This is a genomic window from Streptomyces sp. NPDC002884, assembly GCF_040295245.1.
GTDB lineage: Bacteria > Actinomycetota > Actinomycetes > Streptomycetales > Streptomycetaceae > Streptomyces.
Genome location: NZ_JBEOVB010000048.1, coordinates 12,552 through 35,567 on the forward strand (window position 1 = coordinate 12,552; position 23,016 = coordinate 35,567).

The window sequence follows — 23,016 nt, forward strand, 5'->3', positions numbered from 1 at the left end:
GAAGGACCGCCCACGTGCCACCGCCCCCCGACGTACTCCCCCTTCCCGTCCTCCCCGTCCTCCCCGCGGGCCACGACTTCGCCACGTATGCGCGGACGCACTGGTCCCCGCTGGTCGTGACCGCTCGGCTGCTCACCGACGACCCCGGTGCCGCGGAGGAACTGGCGCGGAGAACGCTGGTGCGGATGTGCGCGCGGTGGAGACGCGTTCCGCGCAACGACGTGGACTTCCATGTGCGGCGCTGTCTGGTGCGCAACCACCTGCGCCGGCTGCGCGGACGGCGGGCCGCACGCCGACGGGCCGTGGTGGTGCTGCGGGTCTGGGAGGGGCTGGCGGACGCGGAGATCGCCCAGTTGCTGGGCTGCTCGGTGGGGGCGGTGCGTGCCCGTGCCCGACACGGTCTGAAGGAGGCCGGCGCCGACCCCGGTCAGCTGCGCGAGGTGTTCACCCGTGCCGCCCGGGACGTCGTCCCGTCCGAGGCGCCGCTGGCCGGCCTCCAGGCAGGGGGCCGCATCCTGCGACGACGCCGCCTTGCCGTGGCCTCGGCCGCCTGCGCGGCACTGCTCGCACCCGTCGCCCTCCTCGCCGCCGACCGTCTCGGGGGTGGCGGAGCGCAGGACGGGACGTCCGGCGCCCGGACGGGGGACGGCGGTCATGAGGCCACGAGCCCGGTCCGGATCGTGGCGCCGGGCGAGCGGGTGACCGCCGGAGCGGGCGTACGGATGTGGCTCACGGCCGACGGCGGGCACTGGTCGGTGCCCGTGAACCTCCGCGGGGACGACAGCGGCCACCCACGCGACGAACCGGGCGTCACCCTGCGGATGGACAGCGTGAAGGGCGGGTTCTTCCTGTCGGGCCTCTTCCACGGCCTGAGCGGCGAGCCGGGCCGCGTCGAGGTGAGATCCGGCGACGGCGGCAGGATCACCGCAAGGGTCCTCGTCCTGGCGGGCAGTCCGGGGTGGGGCATCTGGTACGCGAGCACGCCACTGCCCGGGAAGAACGTCGAGGCGCTCTTCTCCCTGGGCGGGGACGACCGGATCGTCACGGTGTACGACGCCGCGGGCAGGGTCGCCGCACGGTCGGACCGCGAGTGGTGGCGCATATGAACGTGACCGGGAGCGGGAGCGGGGACGGGGGCGAGGGCGGGGGCGAGGGCGGGGACGGGGACAGGAACACCGGGAGGAACCAGGGCGGAGGCGGGTCGGGCAGGCTGTCGCGGCCGGGGCGCGGGGCACGGCGGCCGAGGAAGGGGATGCTGTCGGAGCGCCGGCACCGCGAGCGCGCGCCGCTGCGGATCCGGTTGCGGCGCAACCGGGGCCGGCGGCTTCGCCGGCTGTGCTACGCCTTCCTCACGCTGCTCGCGACGCTGTGCGCGGCGGCCGTGGTGGCGTACCACCTGACGTCCATTCCGAAGCCGCATCCCGAGACCGTCACCCAGAGCACCGTGTTCCTCGACGCGGACGGCGCCTATCTGGGCCGGCGCGGACCGGTCGACCGGCAGGACATCCCCTTGTCCGCGGTCCCCCGGCATGTGCAGGAGGCGGTGATCGCCGCGGAGAACCGCTCCTTCCGTACGGACAGCGGGATCTCGCCGCGGGCCATCACGCGGGCCATGCTGGCGACGCTGACGGGCGGCGACCCGCAGGGCGGCTCCACCATCACCCAGCAGTACGTGAAGAACGCGCTGCTGAGCCCGGAACACTCGCTGGCCCGCAAGGCGCGTGAGGCGCTCATCGCGATCAAGCTGGACCGCACCCGCACCAAGGACGAGATCCTCGAGGGCTACCTCGACACCGTGTACTTCGGGCGGGGTGCCGCCGGGATCCAGTCCGCCGCGCGCAACTACTTCGGCGTGGACGCGAAGAACCTGACGGTCGCACAGGGCGCCGCGCTGGCGTCCATCGTCAACATCCCCTCGTACTACGAGAAGGCGGGCTCCGATCCGAAGGTGACCGCGAAGCTGGAGAACCGCTGGGAGTGGGTGCTCGACGCGATGGCCGCGAGCGGGAGCATCACGGCGAAGCAGCGGGCCGCGGCGCGTTTCCCGGCGTTCCGGTTCTATCCGCCGGGCGAGACCGAGGGGCAACGGCAGTACCTGATCGACGTCGCCTCGAAGGAGGCCGCCGACCGGCTCGGCATCACCGAGGACCGGCTCGCGAGCGGCGGCTACAGCGTGACGACCACCTTCGACCTGGCGCTGCAGGACAGCGCCACCCAACTGGTCCAGGAGCATCCCGGGGGCAAGGGCGTGCGGGTGCACACCGCCGTCGTGGGCATGGTGCCCGGCGACGGAGCGGTGCGGCTGCTGTACGGGGGCTCGGACTATGCGCGGCAGTCGTTCAACGACGCGGTGAGCGGGGCGGTGGAGGCGGGGACGGCCCTGGACCCGTTCAGCGAGGTGCGGCGTGCGGGCGAGCCGCTGGGCAAGCTGCTGAAGACGGCGGCGCCGACCCCGCTGAACCTGGCATCGGCGTACGCGACGGTGGCGGCGGACGGCAGGTACGCCACCCCGTACACCGTCACCCGCATCTCACGCGAGGGCCGCACCGTCTACCGGGCGCGTCCCGACACACGGCAGGTCCTGGACGAGAAGGAGGCGCTGGTGGCAGGTGGGCGATCGGGGGCCGGGCCGATGCCCGCCGCCGTCGCCGTCGCCGCAGGCTCGGCGGACGCGAAGGGCTTCGCCGTCGCCGGGGCGGGCGGCGGGATCACCCGGCGGACCGTGTGGACCACCGGGTACGACAGCCGACTCGCCCTGACGGTGGCGCTGTTCGCCGACCGGGCAGGCGCCAAGAAGGGCACGACGGTGCCCGCACAGCTCCCGAACGAACCGGCGCCGACCGAGTTCGCGGGGAGGGTGGCCGCGAACATCTGGACGGCTGCCACGAAGGGCGGGCCGAAGAGTGCCGCGGAGAGTGACACGCGAGGTGACGCGGCGAACTGACATGACGGGCTGACGCGACGGACCGGCGTGGCGAGCCGACACGGTGGACCGGCGTGGCGAACCGGCACGGTGGACCCGCGCGGCGAAACGACACGGCAGACCGGCGTGGCGAGCCAGCACGGTGGACCCGCGTGATGAGCCAGCACGGCAGACCCGCGCGGCGAAACGACACGGCGGACCCGCATGGCGAACCGGCACGGCGGACCGGCGTGGCGAGCCGACCGGTGGACCGACACGGCGGGTGGCGGAGGGCAGTGCGCGGGTGGTGAGTCGCTGTCGGCGCGGGCGGACAGCGGCTCCCGGCGGATTGCTTCTGTGAAACCCCGCCCCGGGACACCGGCGGTTCTCCGGCGTCGTGAGGGCGGCTGTTCGGGTGGGGGCGGGTCGGGACGCGGGTGCTGTGCGTCCGCGTGGCCGCCGGGGCTCCTCGGGGGCGGGTGCCGGCCCGCGTTGCGGGAGGGTGAACCGGGGTTCGGGGTTGCCTCAACGAGGCTTTCTTCAAAGGGGAGTTACGGCGGCGTGACGGTTCGTGGGGGCGTGACGGAGACCCTATGCTGGCCCCCGGCGAAGCGTCGGCCGGTCCACGGCCGTGACGGTGGTGAGGTGGCCCCGCGTTAGCCGTTCCCGATGTCTTGTTCGTGAAGGGTTGTTCTGTCATGGCTAATCGCTCGCGTGTGCGCTCCTTGTTCGTCGCCACGGCTCTGGTGGCGGGAGTGTTCTCGCTGACGGCCTGCCAGGGGGACGACGGGGCCTCGGCGTCGGACGCGACCGGCTCGGCGGGGAGCAGTGCTACGGCGAGCACCTCCGCTGCCGCCTCGAGCCCGGCGGCGGACGCGGCCGGCTCGTCGCCGAGCAGCGCTGCGGCGGGCGGCTCCGACACCACGTCGACCGGTGGTTCGAAGCAGGACAGCACCCCCACGCAGGACACCGGGGAGGGCGACGTCACGGCGGGCAAGGGCGAGGGCGTGAGCGGCACCTGGCTGGGCTCGGTGTCCTACCTGGCCCCGGGGAAGTACACGGTGTCGGACATCAAGGACACCCAGCAGCAGTTCTGGCTGGCCGAGGACACGAAGATCATCGGGGCGGGCACCATGTGCGCGGCCGGCACGCAGTGCACCGAGGCGAAGCTGGAGGCCGCCGCGAAGGGCGGGAAGCTGGCGGCCACGGTGGTGGTCACGGACGGCATCGCCACCACCATCACCGAGGAGCCGTAGGACCGACGGGCCCTCCCGTTCGGCGCGACACGCGGGAGGGGCTCATTCTCCGGCCGCCGTCCAGGGCGCCCCGCAGCGAAGGCGGGCGGCGGCGGCGAGTGCCGCGACCGCTCCGGCGACCAGCAGGGGGTGCCCGACCAGCCAGGTCTGGACGCCCTCGAACGGGTCGCCGGCGGTCAGCGTCGCGCGTTCGAGCATCCAGGACACCGAGAACACGAGCCCGATGACCGCCACCCCGACGCGGAACGCGGGGTAGACGGTCGTACGGGCCAGCACGACCAGGGACGGCATCATCAGGGCGACGACCAGCAACTGGGTCAGTTCGATGCCCAGGTTGAAGCCCAGCAGCGTGGTCACGAGCGATCCGCGGTCGAGGCCGAGGTCGCCGATGAGCGAGGCGAACGCGAGGCCGTGGACGAGCCCGAAACCCGCGGCGATGAGCACCTCGCCGCGCGCCACCAGCGGCCGTATCGCATGGACCGCGGACACCGCGATCGAGAAGGCGATGAGCGTCTCGACCGGCCGTGACGGTGCGTGGACCACTCCCGAGGCCGCCAGGGCGAGGGTGAGCGAGTGGCCCACGGCGAACGCCGACACGACGTGCACGACGCGTACGGGAGCGCGGCGCGGCGAGGTGTCCGCGGTGCGCCATCGGCCGCCGGCCGCCACCAGCGGGGCGGGGATGAGCAGCATCAGCAGGAACAGCAGATGGTCGGCGCCCTCTCCGACGTGCTCGATGCCCAGTCGCGCGGTGGTGGCGAAGCCCTTGAACCAGGAGCCCTCGTCGACCGGGACGCGCAGGCTCTGGGTGTCCCGGTCGAGGACACCGAGTGTCTCGGCGTCGTCCGTCCTGAGGATGCCGCGGTCGAAGTCGTACCGGACGGTGGCGATGACCTTGTGGGTGAGGAGTTCCTCGACGATCACGTCGTAGCGCAGCCGGAAGTCCGTGACCCGGCCGTCGGGCGGACGGATGGTGAGCGGGTAGACGAGGTGCGCCGTCCCGTCGATCGTCCGCACCGACCCCGTGCCGAGCACCACGGTCCAGGAGTCGCCGTCCTCGCCGACGGCGCTGATGTGCCGCGCCGTGTAGCGCTTGAGGAAGGACCGGTCCTCGCCGAGCACGCCGGTGCGCGTGAGGTCGCGGCCGACGGCGATCGCCAGGCGGTCGACGGGCAGCTGCACCTCGCCCTCGACCCGGTCGTCACGGATGTCGAGCAGGACGGCCGAGGTGCTCATCGGGTGCGCGCCGGCCGGCGACGCGAGGCCGCCGACCAGCAGGAACGCCGTGAGCAGCAGGGCGGAGAGAAGACGGCGCACGGAGGTCATTCCCAGCCGTAGTCGGAGGTCTCGTCCCGGAAGATCGTGTGCTGGTGGATCTCGTCGGTCGAGGCGCCGGGCTGGTTGGAGAACTCGATCCAGGCGGACGGCCCGTCGAGACGGACGTAAGTCTGGTCGTTGTCGATGGTGGTTCCGCCGCTCCACCCGATGTACGTCTGGTCGTACTCGGAGACGTACTTGGCCAGGAGTCGCGCCGCGGCCTTCTCGTCCAGGTCGTCGACCCAGGTGCGCAGCATCGCGGTGACCTTCGCCTGCTGCTTCTTGGTGAGGCTGCCGACGAGGACGCCCTCGGGGTCGGTCGGGAAGGGGCCGTCGTTGCCGGGGCCGAGGTAGAGGTCGTCGAAGCTGCCGTCGATCTCGGCGGCGGCCAGTTCGTCGGCGGTGAGCGACTGGACGGCGCCGACGGTGGCGGCCCGCTTGTCGGCGAGCGGTGCGTAGGCCTTGTCGTCCCAGATGAACTCCTCCGGCTCGACCGCGGTCAGGGTGGGTGACATGGTCACGTTGTTCCCGGCGTAGGTGATGTTGTACGCCGCGTGGTGGCCGCCGTACTGGACGGTGAACTCGCCGGTCCTGCTGGGCTGTCCGAAGAAGGAGATGTAGTACCACTCCGAGCCGAAGTTGGCACCGCCGCCGCCACCTCCGCCGCCGCCCGGCCCGCCGCCGGTCCCGTCCGTCGGCGCACCGGACGGGGGCGTGCGCGTGGCGGTGGGCGTGGCGGTGGGCGTGGCGGTGGGCGTGGCCGACGAGCCGTCGTCCGTGTCCGACAGCGAGCCGAGGTAGTCGTCCGCCGTGCGGATCTCGACGAGCTCCTCGTAGCCCTGCCTGCTGAGCGCCGCCTCCATGACCTCCATGGCCGCCGCGTCCTGCGCGTCGGTGAGGTCGCCCAGCTTCAGACCGTTGCGCTCGACGACGGGCGTCGGGAAGTTCGACCAGCCGGCCGTCTTCGCCTCGTCGTCGAAGTCGTAGAGGACGGCGTCCTTCTGATCGTCGGACAGCGTCGCGAGGAAGGCGTCGACGGCCTTCACGACCTGGGCGGTGTTGGCGCCGCCGGCTCCGGTGCGGGCCGCGGAGGCCGGGACCGCCTGCTCGGCGACCGTCGCCGAGGCGGACCCCGGGTCGAACGCGAGCCAGCCGACGGTGCCGAGGGCGACGCTGAGGCACGCGGCGAGCACCACGGGCCGGCGCAGAACGGGGCGGGTGTGGGAGGACATGGGACTCCTGTGGCGTGAGGGGGGTGGAGTCCTCCATCGTGGGAGAGCGGTCTCAGAACGCGGCCGGAGCCGGTCCGGAATTGGATGAGAAGCGGCTCACAGGACGCTGTGCGACCATGCGCGCATGCCGGAGCGTGTCCTCGTCGCCGACGACGATCGTGCCGTCCGCGAAGCCGTCGAGCGAGCGTTGGAGCTGGAGGGGTACGACGTCGTCACCGCGGGTGACGGGGTGGAGGCCCTGGTCCTGACCCGCAGGGACTCCTTCAGCGCGCTCGTCCTCGATGTGATGATGCCGCACATCGACGGTGTGGCCGTGTGCCGTGTGCTGCGCGCCGACGGTGACCGCACCCCCGTGCTGTTGCTCACCGCACGGGCCGGGATCCCCGACCGGGCCAACGGTCTGGACGCGGGCGCCGACGACTACCTGCCCAAACCCTTCGAAGTGGCCGAACTGCTGGCACGTCTGAGGGCACTTCTGCGTCGGGCCGTGCTGACGGCGCGGCCCGCCGCGCTCTCCTCGCCCGCCTCGCCGGCCGAGGAGAGCGGGACGAGCGAGGGGGGCAGGAGGAGCGAGGGGGGCGGGAGGAACGAGGAGGGCGGGCGCCCCGTCGACGTGCTGCGGATGGCGTCCCTGCGTGTCTCCCCCGGCACGCGACGCGCCTGGTGGGGAGCGGCGGAACTCCGGCTGACCAGAACCGAGTTCGACCTGCTGGAGCTTCTGGTGCGCGACGAGGGTCTCGTACTGGACCACGCGGCGATCTACCGGAGCGTCTGGGGTCCCGACGCCGGTGTGGACCCGAAGAACCTCGCCGGATACATCGGCTACCTGCGGCGCAAGCTCACCGCTGCCGGAGCACCCGACCTGATCCGCACGGTACGCGGCGTGGGCTACGCGGCGCGGCGGCCATGAGCCTGCGCTCGCGGTTCGCGCTCGCCTTCGCCGCCGTCGGTGCCGCGGTGGCGGTGACGGTCGGCGCGCTGAGCTATCTCGCCGCCTCCGACAGCGTGTTCGCGGAGGTCGACCGGACGCTGCGGTCGACCACCGTGGCCCTGACCCGTGGCATGGAGAAACGCGAGGAGCAGACTCCGGCCGACTCGCCCGCCACGACCGACACGACCGACTCGCCCGACTCGCCCGGCACGCCCGCCACGACCGACTCGCCCGCCACGGCCGACACAGCCGGCCGGGGCTCCGACAGCCAGAGCCCCGCCGGTCACAGCGCCGCAGGCCAGAGCTCCGACGGCCTGAGCCCCGCCGGTCACAGCCCCGACAGCGTGAGCCCCGTCGGCCGGCGCCCTGCCCCCTTTCCCGGGCTGGACCTGCCCGCCCCGGGGGGTGACGCGGCGCCGCAGCCGGTTCTCCAGGCCGTGGCCCGGGACGGTAGGCCCATCCGCCTGAGCGGCCCGCTGGAGAGGCTGCCGGTGTCCGACACCGCGCGCGCCCTCGCCGCCTCCGGCCGGGCCGGGGAGTCGGACACCACCGAGATCGACGCGGGCGGCCACAGCTACCGCCTGCTGACGACCTCGCTCGGCGAGCGTCGCGGCGCCCTTCAGGTGGCGGTCCAGGTCGACCAGACCCGCGACGTGCTGGCCGGCATGGCGCGACAGATCGCGGCGGTCAGTCTGGCGGTCATGCTCGTCGCGGCGGCCGCGGGCCGACTGCTCGCCGGACGCGTCACCCGACGCCTGGCCCGGCTGGCCGAAGTCGCCGAAGAGGTCAGCACGGACGGCCTGTTCGCCCACTACGCCTCGGAACCGGTGGGCGGACGCGACGAGGTCGGACGGCTGTCCGCGTCCTTCAGCAGGATGCTCGGCCGCATGGTCGCCGCCCGCGAGGCCCAGGAACGGCTGGTGCACGACGCGGCCCACGAGCTGCGGACCCCGCTGACCAGCCTGCTGGCCAACGCCACCGTGCTGCACCGCGTCACCGAGCTGTCCCCCGACTCCCGCGACCGGCTCCTCGACGACGTCCAGGACGAGACCCGCGAACTCGGCCACCTCGTCGACGAACTCGTCGAACTGGCACTGGCAGGCCGTCGCGGGGAGACCGAAGAGCCCGTGGACCTGGGCGAGGTGGCGCGCCGGGCGGCGCGGCGCGTGTACCGGCGCACCGGACGCCTGGTCCACGTGGACGCCGACGACAGCGTGGTGCGCGGCAGCTCCCAGGGCCTGGAACGCGCGGTGGGCAATCTGCTGGAGAACGCCGCCAAGTTCGACGCCGACGGCGGCGAGCCCATCGAGGTACACATCCGCCAGGGGGCGATCGTCGTCCGCGACAGGGGGCCCGGCATCGCCGCCGACGACACCAGCCGGGTGTTCGACCGCTTCTACCGGGCCGACAGCGCTCGCGGTCTGCCCGGCTCCGGACTCGGCCTCGCCATCGTCCACGACGTCGCGGCGGCCCACGGCGGAACCGTGTCGGCGGGTACGCGGCCCGGCGGCGGCGCCGCGGTGGGCTTCACCGTGAGCCGATCGCGTCTCCTGCCGGCCTCCCGTCCCCGGCCGAAGACCGCGCCCGCGGACTGACCGCACCGCGTCCCCGGCGACAGCGGCTGCGGCTCCGGCTGCGGCTGCGGCTGTCGGCACGGTCAGGAGTGACCGTCCGCCGCGGCTGCCATCGACAACTGGGCCTCCGGCTCGGCGGTGTTCGGAGGGACGACCAGCAGATCCCACCGCCCTCGGCCGGGCGCGAGCAGGACGACGGTGTCCGGGGCGGACGCCGTCGCGGTTCTGCGCAGTCGTACGACCTGGTTGCAGACGAGCGTCCGGCCGGGCGACGCGGCCCAATTCGCCCCGCCGACAGTGACGCTGGTGATCTGGCCCCACTCGGGCGGCAGTCCGCCCAGAAGCTGGGGAAGCTCGGCGAGCAGGTCGTAGGAGCGGGGCCACCAGGCGCCGTCGATGGGCCGCGGCATGGTGCTGCGAGGCGCCAGGCTCAGACGGAGAAGGGGGTGGGAGGGAAGCGGGGGCTGAAGTGCGGTGGTCATGTCTGCTCCAGTCGGCTGCCGTGCGACGGTGGGATCAGTGGCCGGGCATCGCTGAGGGTGTCGGGGGTGAACACGCCGGGCTCCTAGGCCCTGTTGGGGTGAATCCGTCAGGCTCGTCGGCCTCGGCGGGGGTGAACCCGCCAGGCGCCCAGGCCTCGTCGGGGTGCACCGCTCCGGCGAGGGCGGGGACGGGGGTTGGGTTCGGCCGGGGCGCGGCCGGGGGGCGCGCTGCCCCGCGCCGGGACGGATTCCGCGAGGGCGGTCAGCTCCTTCTGCCGTACGCGATCGGCTGCCCGCGCGAGTCGTCGTCCTCGCGCCTCGCGGGAGAGCCGCCGGCTTCGTCACAGGCGAAGAACCAGCGGAGCGCGTCGGCGACCTGACGTTCGACTGCCGGGTACGACGATGTGCCCGGCGCGGCCGGGGCACGATCGGACAGGTGAGCTGCTTCGGCGGCCATAAGGCGGAACCTGCCTCGAGCGCGAAGCACCCGGTGTGGTCGAACCAGGAGGACGAGACCGGCCTGAACGCCGGTGTACGAAGGATCCTCGCCCCTCCAAGCTACTCCCCCGCGTCCCGGAACGACGCGGGATGAAGGAGCCCGCTTCCATGGTGCCGATCGCGTTTCGCGGCTCGGGAGGCACGGGTACCCGGGGTCCGCACAGCACATCGGACAGGGCTGAGGCGATCTCCATGACGGACACCACCACCACTCCCACCAGCGCCGACCCGGCCGGTCGGCCCGATGCCGGCGTGAGCACGCTGAAGGGCCGTACCGGGGTCGGGGCTCCGGCGGAGACTCGGGGCAGGACCACCATGGCGGACGGCGTGGTGGCCAAGATCGCGGGCCTGGCCGCCCGTGAGGTACCGGGCATCCACCATCTCGGCGGCGGCATGGCCCGCACCTTCGGCGCCATGCGGGAACGCGTCCCCGGCGGGGGCGGGAGCGGGGGCGGTGGCGTCACGCGAGGAGTGAAGGTCGAGGTCGGCGAGCGCCAGGCCGCCGTCGACCTGAACGTCGTCGTCGAGTACGGCGTCCCCATCGTCGACGTGAGCGGTGACGTGCGCTCCAACGTCATCGGCGCCGTGGAGCGGATGACGGGCCTGGAGGTCGTCGAGGTCAACATCGCCGTCGACGACGTCCACCTTCCCGACGACGAGGAGGAGGGCGAGGAGTCCGAAGCCGGTGAGGGCGGCCGCGTGAGGTGAACCGGGGACGTGGGAGCGGGCGGCAGGCCGGCGGCGGCGGGCCGGCCGGGCGGGCGGGCGGGGGTGCAGGCGCCCGGGTCGGCGGGACAGCCGTCCGACGTTCCTCGGGCCGCGAAGCCGCCCTGCCCGCCCCACCGCAGCCACCGCAGCCACCGCAGTCGTCCTGCCCCCCACCGCAGCCACCGCAGCCATCGTGGCAACCGCCGTCACCGCCGCCGGCCACATGCCGCCGTCACCGGCGGTCGGCGCACCTCAAGTGGTGGGGAGCCTGACCGACTGGCTGTGGTGGAAGAAGTTGCGCGGGTCGTACGTCTTCTTGACCTGCTGGAGCTTGGCGTAGTTGTCCTTGTAGTACAGCTCGTACCAGGGGACGTCGGAGGTGTTGTACGTCGGGTCGCTCAGGTCGATGTCCGGGTAGTTGACGTAACAGCCGTCGGTCACGTCGTTGATGACCGGGACGCCGCCCGTGGCGGCGTAGACGCCGTGGTAGAACTCGCGCATCCAGCGCAGCGAGTCGGCCTCGGCGGCCGGATCGGTCCACCAGATCGACCAGGCCGCCTTGTACGCGGCCCCGCGGTGCGGGAAGGCGGTGGCGTCCGGGGCGACGGCGTTGATCCTGCCGCCGAAGGAGCTCAGCTGCACGTTGGCGGTGGTGTTGGCCAGGTCGTCCCGCGTCAGGTGCTCGTAGAACGCGTCGATCTGCGCCGCCGGCATGGCCGTGCGGTAGTACGCGGACTTGTTGTCGCTGTTGAGGCTGGGGTCGTTCAGCGTCGGGTTGGTGGTGCCGGCGTAGCGGGCGGCCTGGAGCCACGACATCCGGCGCGGCTCGGCGAACTCGGGCATGGCCGCCATCTCGCCCATGTGGGTGACCATCGGCTCGCTCGCCACGTCCAGGCCCTCGGTCATCGCGGCCAGGAAGTCGTCCAGTACCTGCCGCGCGTCCGGGACGGTCGCGTCGAGCTGGCTGACGAGGCCGATGTAGCCGCTCGACTTGTGGGTCAGCCACAGCGCGCTGAACAGGTGATCGTGCACGGTGCCGGGTTCGAGGTGCTCGGCGTGCCAGTTGCCGTAGTTCGTGATCAGGCGCGCGAAGCGTTCCTTGGTCATCTCGGCCCATGGCCAGGAGGCGGCGTGCAGCAGCACCTCGGCGGGCGGCTGCGGAAGCAGCTTCGCGGGGTCGGTGCCGACCGCCCCCGGGGAGCGGAACCAGAAGCGGGTGATGACGCCGAAGTTGCCGCCTCCGCCGCCCGCGTGGGCCCACCACAGGTCGCGGTGCGGGTCGTTCGGCTCGCGGGTCGCCACCTGGACCTTGACCGAGCCGTTGGCGGCGACGGTGACCACCTCGACGCCGTACAGATGGTCGACCACCAGGCCCAACTGGCGGCAGAGCAGGCCCCAGCCGCCGCCGCTGACATGGCCGCCCGCGCCGACCTGGAAGCAGACGCCGGCCGGGATGGTGACTCCCCAGCCGCGGTACATGCGCTCGTACACGTTCAGCAGCTGTGCGCCGGCCTCGACGCAGACGGCGTTCTTCTCGGCGTCGAAATAGACTCTGTTCATCTTGGCCATGTCGAGGACGACCCGTACGTCGGAGTTGAAGACCCAGTCCTCGTGGCAGTGGCCGCCGCTGCGCACCGTCAGGCGCTTGCCCGCCTTCACGGCGCTCTGGACGACGGCCTGGACCTGCGCGGTCGTCTCGGCGAGGCAGATCTTCTCGGGCGCGGCGGACCAGCGCTGGTTGTAGCCCCGCACCAGGTCCTGGTACCGCTTGTCGCCGGGGGTCACCGTGCTGATCGGCTCCGCCGCGGCCACGGCTCCCTCGGCCGCCGCGGCCGGTGTGGCCAGGCCCGTCCCGGTCAGCAGCGCGGCGCCTCCGGCGGCCGCTCCCCCGGCCAGGAAGTTCCGCCTGTGGATGCCTTGATCGTGGCGTGCCATCGTCCCATCCCCCTCGTCCCGACGCATCGACACGCCCACGCTATGGACCGGTGGGGGCCGCGGCACTCAGAAAGTTGCGCTCGTACTCGGCTCCCCGCTCAGCCCGCGCGCAGCTCTGTCACCTCGCCGGGTCCGGACACCGGGTGCAGCTGGGTGCGGAGCGCCTGGCGGATCCGTTCGTGCCGGCAGACCCTGCGGACCTCCGACGGCAGCAGCAGCGCGCCCGGATGCGGGGCGGCGGGGCGAGCCAGTTCCCGGGCGACCCGTTCTGCCAGCCATCCGTCGTCGGCGCGGTGCCGCGCGTCCGGGAAGAGCTCCGCCAGCCGCGCCCGCGTCGCGCCCTCCGGGCCGTCGAGCACCGCGCACACGCCCTTCTCCGCCACGGCCACCAGCACCGGCCCCGCGTCGGTGACACCCACGGCCGAGCGGATCTCGACGCCCGCCCCGCCCGCGCGGAACGCCTGCGGGGTCATGCCCAGGATCGCCGAGGAGACGGCGTAGAACTGGCCGTTGGTGCTGAAGCCCGCCTCGTAGATCGCGTCGGCGACGGTCCGCGCCCGGATCAGCATCTCCCGCACCCGCCGGGCCCGCACCGCCGTCCAGTAGGTGTGCGGCGTGAGGCCGGTCAGCGCCTTGAACATGCGGTGGAAGTGGAAGCGGCTGTAGCCGGCGCTCTGCGCCAGGTCGTCCAGGTTCGGCGGCTCCACCGCCGCGTCCATCAGCAGACAGGTGCGGGCGACGCTGTCGGCGTGCCGGCGGTTCCGCTGCCGCTCGCCCGGCCGGCAGCGACGGCAGGGCCGGTAGCCCCGCGTGCGGAGTTCGTCCAGCGACGCGTGGAACTCCACGTTCTCGCGCCGGGCCAGCCGCGCCGCGCACGAGGGCCTGCTGTAGATGCCGGTCGTCTTCACCACGTAGTAGAAGCGTCCGTCCGCGGCCTCGTCGCGCTCCCGGACCGCCCGCCAGCGCTGCTCATCGCTTTCGTACATGCGGGCCTCTGCCGTCCGTCACACGCTCGTCCGGACAGCCGGTCCGAAGCCGGACCTCGGCCTCCGCCACCGCCACCGCGTGCGCATCCGCCGTGTTCACATCTGCCGTGGCCTGCCCTGCCGTGTTCCTGTCCGCCGTGTTCATGGTCCGGAGCGTGCCAAGCCCGGTTGGTGCCCTGGTGGGGCACCGCTGGAGGACCCGCCGCAGACCCCCGTGCGGCAGGTCCTCGGATGCCTTCAGACCTCCTGGGCGGGCAGCCGCCCCTCCTGGACGGCGGTGACGAGTGCCTCGTGGTCGCGCTCGTTCTGGTCGGCGTACTGCTCGGCGAAGGTCACCAGCGCCCGGTCGAAGCTGTCGCCGCCGCCCAGATAGGCGGCGATGGCGATCCGGTCGCCGGATCGGGCGTGGGCGCGGGCCAGCGTCGCGCCGCACAGCGCGCCGAAGGTGCGCATGCCGCGGGGCACCATGTCCTCGGACACGGCGACCCACTTCCAGTCCCGCAACTGCCGTACGTAGAAGTCCCGTCGCCGGCCGTCGATGCCCTCGACGCGCTCCCAGCCCAGGAAGATGTCGCTGGTGGCCTGCATCAGCCGCTGTCCGGCGACCACCCGCTCGCCCTGCGTCCGGTACGCGCTGACCCCGGCGAAGGGCGCCAGCACCGACTCGTCGGCCTCCTTGGCCTGGAGGAACAGCGGATCCTCGTCGTCCTTGCCGAGCAGCAGCACGATCCAGCAGCGGGTGCCGACGCTGCCGACGCCGACGACCTTGCGGGCCATGTCGGCCACCCGGTACTGCTCCAGCAGGTACCGCCGGTCGGACTGGACGGACTGGCCGTAGCGCTCGATCAGCCGGCGGATGCCCTTCTCCACATCGCCGCCGCGTCCTTCGCCGGGCAGCAGATCGTCGAGACGGGTGATGAGCGGTGGATCGGGGGCGATGAGGCGCCTGCCGTCGACGACATGGGTGAGCTTGTCGAAGACCTGGAGGGTGTCGTGCGAGAGCGCCTTGGTCACGGCCTGCGCCCACCGCTCACGGCCCCGCGCGGACAGGTCCGCCCCGAAGCGGTCCCGTACCCAGTTGACGTCGAACTGGGCGTACCAGACGGCCAGGTTGCCGAGTCCGGCGAAGGACCGCATGTTCTCCCGGTACGACCGCACGGTGGTCCGTACGATCCGGGCCCGCTCCTTGGTGCTGAAGCCGTTCGCCCGGCCCGCGATGACGAGGCTGGTGGCCAGGCGCTTGACGTCCCACTCCCAGGGGCCCGGCAGCGTCTCGTCGAAGTCGTTGATGTCGAACATGAGGCGCCGCTCGGGCGATGCCAGCAGCCGGAAGTTCAACATGTGGGCGTCGCCGCACAGTTGGGTGCGCAGTCCCGTCGTCGGGGTGTGCGCGAGGTCGGACGCCATGATGGCGGCGGCCCCCCGGTAGAACCGGAACGGCGACTCGGACATCCTGGCGTAGCGGATCGGCACGAGGTCGGGCAGCCGGGTCGCCGACTGCTTCTCGATGATCTTCAACGGGTCCGCCCGCTTCGGTCCGGGCGCGAACTCGGCGTGACCGGAGCGGGGCGCGTCGGCCCGCGCGGCCTTGCCGAGCGCGACCCGTTCCTGCGGGGAGCGGTGCCGCACGTCGTGTCCGTCCAGGTGGTTGTCGGTCATGGCTGCGGCTCCGTGGGGTGGTCTCGCCGAACGCCCGGGGCGGTGGCGATGTTCATGGCCATGGCGAGGTCTCGGCTCCCTTCGGCCGATCACGAACGGTCCGCGTGCCCGCGCCTCGGCGGGAGTGCGGTCGGCACCGGCCGGTGCGAGCTCCCGGGCGCCCGCCGCGTCGCCGGTGTGTCCGCTTCCAGGTCACCAGTGATCCGCGCCGCGAACTTCACCCGCCTCGGGTGATCTCCCGTCCCCGGCCACGGCACACGCTCGAAGACGCAGTGCCGCACGTCGCAGTGCCGCACGTCGCACATCCCCGACGAAGTGAGGAATCCGCCATGACCACGAGCACGGCGCACCACAGGTCGTCCACGTCCGGGGCAGCCGCCGGCGGCCTGGTGACATTCGCCGGCGTCATGCTGTTCATCGCCGGTGTCCTCGATCTGTTCCGGGGCATCATGGCCATCGCCGACGACGACATCTACGTCTCCACCCCCAACTACGTCTTCAAGTTCGACCTGACGAGCTGGGGCTGGATCCAGCTCGTCCTCGGAGTGATCGCCATCGGCGTGAGCGTCGGCCTCTTCTCCCGTGCCACGTGGGCGCGGGTCGTCGCGGTCGGCATCGCGGGGCTGCTGATCATCGCCAACTTCCTGTCGATCCCGTACTACCCCGTCTGGTCGCTCACCCTGATCGCGCTGTACGCCTTCGTGATCTGGGCCCTGTGCACGGTCCCGAAGGAACGCTGACGCGCGGGCGGCCCCATCACGGCCGGCCCCGGCCCGCGAGGCGCAGCCCGCAGGCCGGGGCTGGCGGGGCACGGCCTGCGAGCCACGGCCCGCGAGCCACGGCCCGGTGAGGCACGGCTCGCGGGTCGCGGCGGGCGGGGCCCGGTGAGGCAGGGCTCGCGGGTCGCGGGCCACCACCCGGCTGACTCGCTGGCGGGTCGCAAAGGCGTTCCGCGGGCCCGTGGCGAGAATGCGACGGTGACCCCCACAGCCAATGCGCACAAGAGTTCGAAAACTGCGGGGATCGTCCTGCTGACGCTCTCGGCGGGTCAGTTCCTGATGGCGCTCGACAGCTCCGTCATGAACGTGTCGATCGCCACCGTGGCCGAGGACGTGGACTCGACCGTGACCGGGATCCAGGGCGCGATCACGGCCTACACCCTCGTGATGGCGATGCTCATGATCCCCGGCGGCAAGGTCGGCGCGCTGATCGGCCGCAAGCGGGCCTTCATGATCGGCTGCTGCGTCTACGGCTGCGGGTCTCTGACCACGGCGCTCGCGCCGAACCTGTCGGTGCTGCTGGTCGGCTGGGCGCTCCTGGAGGGGATCGGGGCGGCGCTGATCCTGCCCGCGATCGTGGCGCTCGTCGCCGGCAACTTCGCCGTGGAACGCCGCCCCGCCGCCTACGGACTCGTCGCCGCCGCCGGGGCCGTGGCCATCGCGCTGGGACCCCTCATCGGGGGCGTGGCCACCACGTACTTCTCCTGGCGCTGGGTGTTCGCCGGGGAGGTGCTCCTCGTGCTCGGCATCCTGGTGCTCGCCCGGCGGGCCGCCGACGCGGTACCCGACAGGCGGCCGCGCATCGACCTCGTCGGGGCCGTGCTCTCCGCCCTGGGGCTCGGGATCTTCGTGTTCGGCGTCCTGCGCTCGTCCCAGTGGGGCTGGTTCCGGCCGAAACCCGACGCGCCGTCCTGGCTGGGAGTCTCGCCCGTCGTCTGGCTGATGCTCGCGGGCCTCTTCCTGATCTGGATCTTCCTGCGCTGGGAGACCCGGCTCGTCGCGCGGGGCAGGGAGCCGCTCGTGGAGCCGGCCCTGCTGGGGAACAAGCAGCTCACCGGCGGCCTGACGATGTTCTTCTTCCAGTACCTCGTGCAGATGGGCGTGTTCTTCGTCGTACCGCTCTATCTGTCGGTCGCGCTCGGCCTGTCGGCGCTCAAGACCGGCGCGCGCATCCTGCCGCTCTCGCTGACCCTGCTGGCCGCCGCGATCCTGATCCCGCGGCTGCTCCCGGACGTCTCACCGCGCCGGGTCGTGCGGCTCGGGATCCTCGCGATGTTCGCGGGGGCGGTGGTCCTGATGGCCGCGCTCGACGCGGACGCGGGCGCGGAGATCGTCACGGTTCCCCTGCTGCTGATCGGTCTCGGCATGGGTGCGCTGGCCTCCCAGCTCGGCTCGGTCACCGTCTCCGCGGTGCCGGACGAGCAGAGCGCGGAGGTCGGCGGCGTCCAGAACTCCGTCACCAACCTCGGCGCCTCGATCGGTACGGCACTCGCCGGGTCGATCCTGATCGCCACGCTGACCACCTCGTTCCTGACCAGCGTCGAACAGAACCCGGCGGTCCCGGACCGGGTCAAGACCCAGGCGGACGTTCAGCTCCGAAGCGGGGCACCCTTCCTGTCGGACGCCCAGCTCAGGACCGTCCTGGAGGACGCCGGCGCGACCGCGGCCGTGACCGACGCCGCCCTCGACGCGAACGCCGAGGCACGACTCGACGGCCTGCGCGCCGCTCTCGCGGTCCTCGCGCTCACCGCCCTCCTCGCGCTGTTCTTCACCCACCGGATCCCGACGACCCAGCCGGGCTCCGCCGAGCGGTAGCCGGGAGGGGCTCGCGTCGTCCACCGTGGCGGGGCCCTCCACTACCGGCGGGCCCCCCACCGCCGGCGGCGCCCTCCGCTACCGGCTGGTCGGTCGGCGTCCGGAGCGGGCCTGTCATGGGCGTCAGCAGCCGGGGGTCGTCACCCGAGGCCCGTCACCCGAGGTTCGTCACACGCCGCACCGTTCGGCACCGGTCCCTCCCCTCGTGCGGACCGGTGACGAACGGTGCGGGCGGAGTCGACCACGCCGTGACGGCGCGGTTCGCGCGCCGGGCGCGCGGTCGCCCGCGATACGCCCGGTTGATGCGCTTCTGCCTCCGGATCCTGCCAGCTGCGGCCCGAACCGAGGAGGATCCGATGTCCGGTCACCCACTTAACCGCAGGTCAGCCATATAAAGTGGTTTTTCCGGTCCGGATTGCAGGCGCGGGGGAAGTTAGGGGTGGAGGCCTTGAGTTCCGACTCGGGCGCACGCACAGTCTTCGCGGAACGACTCGCGCTGCTGTACAAGGAAGCCGGCAACCCTCCCCTCAAGCGCGTGTCCGAGACGGTCGGGCGACTTCACCGGGTCGACGAGCGGGGACGACCCGTAAGGGTGTCCACCCAGCGGATCAGCGACTGGCGACGGGCCAAGAACGTGCCCGCCCAGTTCGCGGCCCTCGCCGCGGTACTGCACGTCCTGATACCCGAGGCGCGACGCGCCCGGCCCGCACCGGTGTCCACCGGGCTGTACGACCTCGTCCAGTGGCAGCGGCTGTGGGAGCGGGCGGTGGCCGATCCGGTCGCCGGCGATGTCCCGGTCACCCCGGTGACGGAGGAGGGCGAGCGGTCGGCGGCCGAGGCTCAGGCCGCCCCCGGAGGGGTGTGCCCCTACCGCGGGCTCGCCTCGTACCGTGAGCAGGACGCCCGGTGGTTCTTCGGCCGGGAGCGGAGCACGGACGCCCTAGTCGCCCAGCTCCGCGCGGCGGAACGGACGGGCGGCCTGGTCATGCTGGTCGGCGCCTCCGGAGCGGGCAAGTCCTCCCTGCTCAGCGCCGGTCTCGTGCCCGCCCTGCAACACGGTGCGGCGGCCGACCGGAACAGCGGCGGCCGGGCGACGAAGGCCACCGGCACCACCGACTCCGCGCTCTCACCGAACGCGTCGCAGTCCTCGAAGGCGTCACACTCCGCCAAGGCGTCGCCGTCCTCGAACGCGACGGAGGCCGTGAGCGCCGCGAAGGTGCTTCAGCTGGTGCCGGGCGCCGATCCGCTCGCCGAGCTGACCAGCCGTATCCCCGAGCTCGCCCCTTTCACCGCCTCGGCCTCAGCCTCGGCCTCCGCCTCCGCCTCAGAGACGGCCACGGCTACGGCCACCGCTACGAGCACGACCAAGGCAGCTGACAGGAAACCCGGCACCCCCGGTTTCACGAGGGCCGTACGGGAGGCCGTCACCGCCTGGGCGCAGCGAGACGCGGCACCCTCCTCCGAACCGTCCGGCCTCTCCGGGGCCACCGGCCTCCCCGGTCTCCCCGGCCCGCGCTCCCGACCTGCCCGTCCCGCGCGCCCCGTCATCATCGTCGACCAGTTCGAGGAGGCCTTCACCCTCTGCCCCGACCCGGCGGACCGGCGCCTCTTCATCCAGCTCCTGCACGCCGCCTGCACCCCCGCCGGCCCCGGCACGGCCGCCGACACCGGCACGGCCGTCACCTCCTTACCGCCCCCCGTCCTCGTCGTCCTCGGTGTCCGTGCCGACTTCTACGAGGAGTGCCTCGGTCACCCCGAGCTCTCCGACGCGCTCCAGCACCGGCACATGGTGCTGGGCCCGTTGTCCACTCCGGAGCTGCGCGAGGCGGTGACCGGGCCGGCCAGGGCCGTGGGGCTGGAGCTCGAGCCGGGGCTGGCGGAGCTGATCATCCGCGAGGTGACCGTAGACGGTCAGCGCGGAGCGCACGCGGGGGCGCTTCCGCTGCTCTCGCACGCCCTGCTCGCCACCTGGCAGCGCCGGAAGGCGGGGCGGCTGACGCTGGCCGGCTACCGCGCGGCGGGCGGTATCCAGGGTGCGGTGGCGGCGACCGCCGAGCGGGCCTGGTCCGGGCTCGACCCGGCGGCGCGTACGGCGGCCCGGCTGCTCCTGATGCGGCTGGTCCGGCTCGGCGAGGACACCCAGGCCACCCGGCGCCGGGGCACGCGTCGGCAGCTGGCGGAGGAGTCGGCCGACCCCGGCAAGACGGAGGAGTCGCTGGAGGCCCTGGTGCGCGCCCGGCTCGTGACCCTCGACGCGGAGACCGTCGAGATCACCCACGAGGCACTGCTGCACGCCTGGCCCCGGCTGCGTGACTGGATCGACGAGGATCGCAGCGATCATCTGCTGCGTCAGCGGCTGGAGGAGGACGGCCGGGCCTGGGACAGCTCGAACCGCGACGCGGCACTGCTCTACCGGGGTTCCCGGCTGGAACAGGCGCACAGCTGGGCGAAGTCCGCCGGCGACACGTTCCTGACCCGCAGCGCGGTGGAGTTCCTGGCCGCTTCGGTCAGGCTGCGCAGGCGCATCGTGTGGATCAGCCGGGGCGCGGTGTCGGCGCTGGTGGTGCTGGCGATCCTCGCCGTCGGCGCGGCCGTGGTCGCCTGGCAGCAGCGCAACGACGCCGTGTTCGAGCAGGTGGTCGCGGAGGCCGACCGCGTCCAGTACACGGATCCGTCGCTGTCCGCGCAGCTCGACCTGGTGGCCCACGACCTGCGGCCGGGCGACGCGGGCACCAACAACCGGCTGATCTCGATCGTGAACGCGCCGCTGGCCACCCCGCTCCTCGGTCACACCGGTGCCGTCTACCTCACCTCGTTCAGTCCGGACGGCAAGGTGCTGGCCACCGCCAGCTACGACCGGACCGTCCGGCTCTGGGACGTCCGCGACCGGTCCCGCCCCAAGCCCCTGGGCAAGCCCCTCACCGGCCACAAGAGCTGGGTGAGCAGCGCGGTGTTCAGTCCGGACGGCCACACCCTGGCCAGCGCGGGCGACGACGGCACCGTCCGGCTGTGGGACGTACGGGATCCCGCCCACCCGCGCCCGCTCGGGAAGCCCCTGGCCGGCCACACCGGCACGATCTACCTGCTCGCCTTCAGCCCGGACGGGCGGACCCTGGCCTCCGCGGGCGAGGACCACACCGTACGGCTGTGGGACGTGACGGAACCGGGCCGGCCGGCGGCGCTCGGCGCGCTGACCGGCCACACCGCCGCCGTGCGGTCCGTGGCGTTCAGCCCCGACGGCCGGACCCTCGCGGCCGGCGGCGACGACGACACGATCCGGCTGTGGGACACGGCCGACCCGCGCCGGCCGCGGCAGATCGACCGGGTCCTGACGGGGCACACCGACACCGTGCACTCCCTGGACTTCAGCCCCGACGGCGACACCCTCGCCAGCGGCAGCACGGACGACACGATCCGGCTGTGGAACGTGACCGTCCCCGAGCGGGCGAGCCAGCTCGGCCCACCGCTCACCGGGCACACCGGCCCCGTGTGGTCGGTGGCGTTCAACCCCGCCGGGACCATGCTGGCCGCCGGCAGCGCGGACAGCACGGCCAGTCTGTGGAACGTCAGCGACCCGGCGTACCCCTCGCAGGTCGGCGAGCCGCTCGCGGGGGGCAGCGGGGAGATGTACGCCGTCGGGTTCAGTCCGGACGGCCGGACCCTCGCGACCGGCAACGGCGACAGCAAGGTCCGGCTCTGGTCGATCCCCACGTCGGACATGATCGGCCGCAGCGGCGCGTTCCGGCCGGACGGGCGGGTGCTGGCCACGGCCGCCCGCGACGGCAGGGTCCGGCTGTGGAACGTGGCGGACCCCGACCGGCCCGTGACACTGGGCGCGCCCTTCATGCCCGACGACGGCAGCGAGCGCACGCTCGCGTTCTCCCCCGACGGCCGTACGCTCGCGGTGCTGACGGCCAACCGCGCGGTGTACCTGTGGGACGTGACCGACCCGGCCCGGCCGGTCTCCGCGGGGCCGCCCGTCGAGCTGCGCACCCGGTTCCTGGGCCCCGACGCCCTGGCCTTCGCCCCCGACGGACGCACACTGGCGACCGCCTACGACGACCGGACCATCCAGCTGTGGGACGTCGGCGACCCCGCCCACGCCCGCGCGCTGGGCTCCCCGCTCACCGGCCACAAGGGGTTCGTCAACGCCCTCGTCTTCAGCCCGGACGGGCGCACCCTCGCCAGCGGCAGCGCGGACCACACCGTACGGCTGTGGAACGTGACCGACCCCCGGCGCACGACGGCCATCGGCAAGCCGCTCACCGGGCACGTCGGCCCCGTCAACGCGCTCGTCTACAGCCCGGACGGCCATACGCTGGCCAGCGGCAGCGACGACGACACGGTACGGCTGTGGGACGTGACCGACCCGGCGCAGGCGTCCCGGCAGGGTTCGCCCCTCACCGGCCACACCGAGGCGGTGGTGTCGCTGACCTTCAGCGAGGACGGCGACACCCTCGCCAGCGGCGGCAACGACAACACGATCCGGCTGTGGAACGTGACCGATCCGGCCGAGGCCTCCCCCATCGGGCAGTCGATGAGCCCCAATGCCAAGACCGGCAACTTCCTGTCCTTCAGTCCCAGCAGCCACATGCTCGGCGTCTCCAGCGGCGCCGACACCGTACGGCTGTGGAACCTGGACGTCGACGCGGCGATCACCCGGATCTGCGCGACCACGCGAGGCGTGCTGACAGCCGACAAATGGCACGAGTACCTCCCCCGGCTCTCCTACGAGCCCCCGTGCGAGGACTGACCGGGAGAGTGATCCCGATCACAACGACAGGGCAGCTGAGAAGTCGGCTCCCGCCGACCCGGCAGCCTTGTTAGCCTTGGCCATAGCCCGGTCGCTGGTGCATCCCCCGTCGCCAGCGACCGGGCCTTTTCCTGGCCTTTCCCGGCCATTTCCCGGCCCTTCCCGGGCCCTCCTCCTGCTGCTTTCCCG

The 23,016-nt window shown here is 72.9% G+C and carries 15 protein-coding genes; 9 read left to right on the forward strand and 6 right to left on the reverse strand.

Annotated elements, in window-relative coordinates; translation table 11 throughout:
* Window positions 1-14 precede the first annotated feature (14 nt).
* The 3 genes from ABT070_RS42400 to ABT070_RS42410 all read left to right on the forward strand — a co-directional run bounded on the left by ABT070_RS42400 (window position 15) and on the right by ABT070_RS42410 (window position 4,158).
* Complete coding sequence (locus ABT070_RS42400) at window positions 15-1,106, forward strand: sigma factor-like helix-turn-helix DNA-binding protein (protein WP_351768322.1); 1,092 nt, start codon at window positions 15-17, stop codon at window positions 1,104-1,106.
* A 146-nt stretch (window positions 1,107-1,252) separates the two neighbouring features.
* The gene (locus tag ABT070_RS42405; RefSeq protein ID WP_351768323.1) at window positions 1,253-2,944 is read left to right on the forward strand and encodes a transglycosylase domain-containing protein; all 1,692 of its coding nucleotides are present in this window, start codon (window positions 1,253-1,255) and stop codon (window positions 2,942-2,944) included.
* 656 nt (window positions 2,945-3,600) lie between these two features.
* Window positions 3,601-4,158 carry a hypothetical protein gene (locus tag ABT070_RS42410; RefSeq protein WP_351768324.1) on the forward strand — a complete coding sequence of 186 codons (558 nt, stop codon included), beginning with the start codon at window positions 3,601-3,603 and terminating at the stop codon, window positions 4,156-4,158.
* A 42-nt stretch (window positions 4,159-4,200) separates the two neighbouring features.
* Here ABT070_RS42410 and ABT070_RS42415 read toward each other — a convergent pair whose 3' ends face one another.
* Together ABT070_RS42415 and ABT070_RS42420 are read right to left on the reverse strand one after the other, a co-directional pair.
* Window positions 4,201-5,484: a HupE/UreJ family protein gene (locus ABT070_RS42415; protein ID WP_351768325.1), complete on the reverse strand. Its 1,284-nt coding sequence runs from the start codon at window positions 5,482-5,484 to the stop codon at window positions 4,201-4,203.
* A complete protein-coding gene (locus tag ABT070_RS42420) occupies window positions 5,481-6,707 on the reverse strand; it encodes a DUF3500 domain-containing protein (protein ID WP_351768326.1) in 1,227 nt (408 codons plus the stop codon). The genes ABT070_RS42415 and ABT070_RS42420 overlap by 4 nt, the downstream gene beginning before the upstream one ends.
* 124 nt (window positions 6,708-6,831) lie before the next feature.
* Here ABT070_RS42420 and ABT070_RS42425 point away from each other — a divergent pair, with 124 nt between their 5' ends.
* Together ABT070_RS42425 and ABT070_RS42430 are read left to right on the forward strand one after the other, a co-directional pair.
* A complete protein-coding gene (locus ABT070_RS42425) occupies window positions 6,832-7,617 on the forward strand; it encodes a response regulator transcription factor (protein ID WP_351768327.1) in 786 nt (261 codons plus the stop codon).
* A complete protein-coding gene (locus ABT070_RS42430) occupies window positions 7,614-9,233 on the forward strand; it encodes an ATP-binding protein (protein WP_351768328.1) in 1,620 nt (539 codons plus the stop codon). Before ABT070_RS42425 ends, ABT070_RS42430 begins: the two co-directional genes overlap by 4 nt.
* Window positions 9,234-9,295: 62 nt before the next feature.
* Here ABT070_RS42430 and ABT070_RS42435 read toward each other — a convergent pair whose 3' ends face one another.
* Complete coding sequence (locus ABT070_RS42435) at window positions 9,296-9,694, reverse strand: DUF5994 family protein (protein ID WP_351768329.1); 399 nt, start codon at window positions 9,692-9,694, stop codon at window positions 9,296-9,298.
* 690 nt (window positions 9,695-10,384) lie between these two features.
* Between ABT070_RS42435 and ABT070_RS42440 the strand changes: the two genes are divergently transcribed.
* Window positions 10,385-10,900, forward strand: coding sequence for an Asp23/Gls24 family envelope stress response protein (locus ABT070_RS42440; protein WP_351768330.1), 516 nt, complete (start codon window positions 10,385-10,387; stop codon window positions 10,898-10,900).
* 252 nt (window positions 10,901-11,152) lie between these two features.
* Here ABT070_RS42440 and ABT070_RS42445 read toward each other — a convergent pair whose 3' ends face one another.
* From ABT070_RS42445 to ABT070_RS42455, 3 genes are all read right to left on the reverse strand, one after another.
* Window positions 11,153-12,835, reverse strand: a complete 1,683-nt coding sequence (locus tag ABT070_RS42445) for an FAD-binding oxidoreductase (protein WP_351768331.1) — start codon at window positions 12,833-12,835, stop codon at window positions 11,153-11,155.
* 98 nt (window positions 12,836-12,933) lie between these two features.
* Window positions 12,934-13,821, reverse strand: coding sequence for a bifunctional transcriptional activator/DNA repair enzyme AdaA (locus ABT070_RS42450; protein WP_351768332.1), 888 nt, complete (start codon window positions 13,819-13,821; stop codon window positions 12,934-12,936).
* A gap of 237 nt (window positions 13,822-14,058) precedes the next feature.
* A complete protein-coding gene (locus tag ABT070_RS42455; RefSeq protein ID WP_351768333.1) occupies window positions 14,059-15,480 on the reverse strand; it encodes a DUF2252 domain-containing protein in 1,422 nt (473 codons plus the stop codon).
* Between the two features lie 329 nt (window positions 15,481-15,809).
* On the opposite strand from ABT070_RS42455, the gene ABT070_RS42460 reads away from it, so the two are divergent.
* The 3 genes from ABT070_RS42460 (at window position 15,810) to ABT070_RS42470 (ending at window position 22,827) form a co-directional block, all read left to right on the forward strand.
* Window positions 15,810-16,220, forward strand: coding sequence for a DUF7144 family membrane protein (locus tag ABT070_RS42460; protein ID WP_351768334.1), 411 nt, complete (start codon window positions 15,810-15,812; stop codon window positions 16,218-16,220).
* A 237-nt stretch (window positions 16,221-16,457) separates the two neighbouring features.
* Window positions 16,458-18,074: an MFS transporter gene (locus tag ABT070_RS42465; RefSeq protein ID WP_351768335.1), complete on the forward strand. Its 1,617-nt coding sequence runs from the start codon at window positions 16,458-16,460 to the stop codon at window positions 18,072-18,074.
* Between the two features lie 439 nt (window positions 18,075-18,513).
* Entirely contained in the window at window positions 18,514-22,827 is a 4,314-nt protein-coding gene (locus ABT070_RS42470) for an NACHT and WD repeat domain-containing protein (protein WP_351768336.1), read from the forward strand.
* The last annotated feature ends 189 nt before the right edge of the window (window positions 22,828-23,016 follow it).

Bases quoted from the DNA above. Each gene is read 5' to 3' on its own strand.
- ABT070_RS42455 (WP_351768333.1), bottom strand. From the start codon at position 15,480: ATGACCGACAACCACCTGGACGGACACGACGTGCGGCACCGCTCCCCG.
- ABT070_RS42435 (WP_351768329.1), bottom strand. From the start codon at position 9,694: ATGACCACCGCACTTCAGCCCCCGCTTCCCTCCCACCCCCTTCTCCGT.
- ABT070_RS42420 (WP_351768326.1), bottom strand. From the start codon at position 6,707: ATGTCCTCCCACACCCGCCCCGTTCTGCGCCGGCCCGTGGTGCTCGCC.
- ABT070_RS42440 (WP_351768330.1), top strand. From the start codon at position 10,385: ATGACGGACACCACCACCACTCCCACCAGCGCCGACCCGGCCGGTCGG.
- ABT070_RS42445 (WP_351768331.1), bottom strand. From the start codon at position 12,835: ATGGCACGCCACGATCAAGGCATCCACAGGCGGAACTTCCTGGCCGGG.
- ABT070_RS42430 (WP_351768328.1), top strand. From the start codon at position 7,614: ATGAGCCTGCGCTCGCGGTTCGCGCTCGCCTTCGCCGCCGTCGGTGCC.
- ABT070_RS42460 (WP_351768334.1), top strand. From the start codon at position 15,810: ATGACCACGAGCACGGCGCACCACAGGTCGTCCACGTCCGGGGCAGCC.
- ABT070_RS42415 (WP_351768325.1), bottom strand. From the start codon at position 5,484: ATGACCTCCGTGCGCCGTCTTCTCTCCGCCCTGCTGCTCACGGCGTTC.
- ABT070_RS42425 (WP_351768327.1), top strand. From the start codon at position 6,832: ATGCCGGAGCGTGTCCTCGTCGCCGACGACGATCGTGCCGTCCGCGAA.
- ABT070_RS42410 (WP_351768324.1), top strand. From the start codon at position 3,601: ATGGCTAATCGCTCGCGTGTGCGCTCCTTGTTCGTCGCCACGGCTCTG.
- ABT070_RS42405 (WP_351768323.1), top strand. From the start codon at position 1,253: ATGCTGTCGGAGCGCCGGCACCGCGAGCGCGCGCCGCTGCGGATCCGG.
- ABT070_RS42450 (WP_351768332.1), bottom strand. From the start codon at position 13,821: ATGTACGAAAGCGATGAGCAGCGCTGGCGGGCGGTCCGGGAGCGCGAC.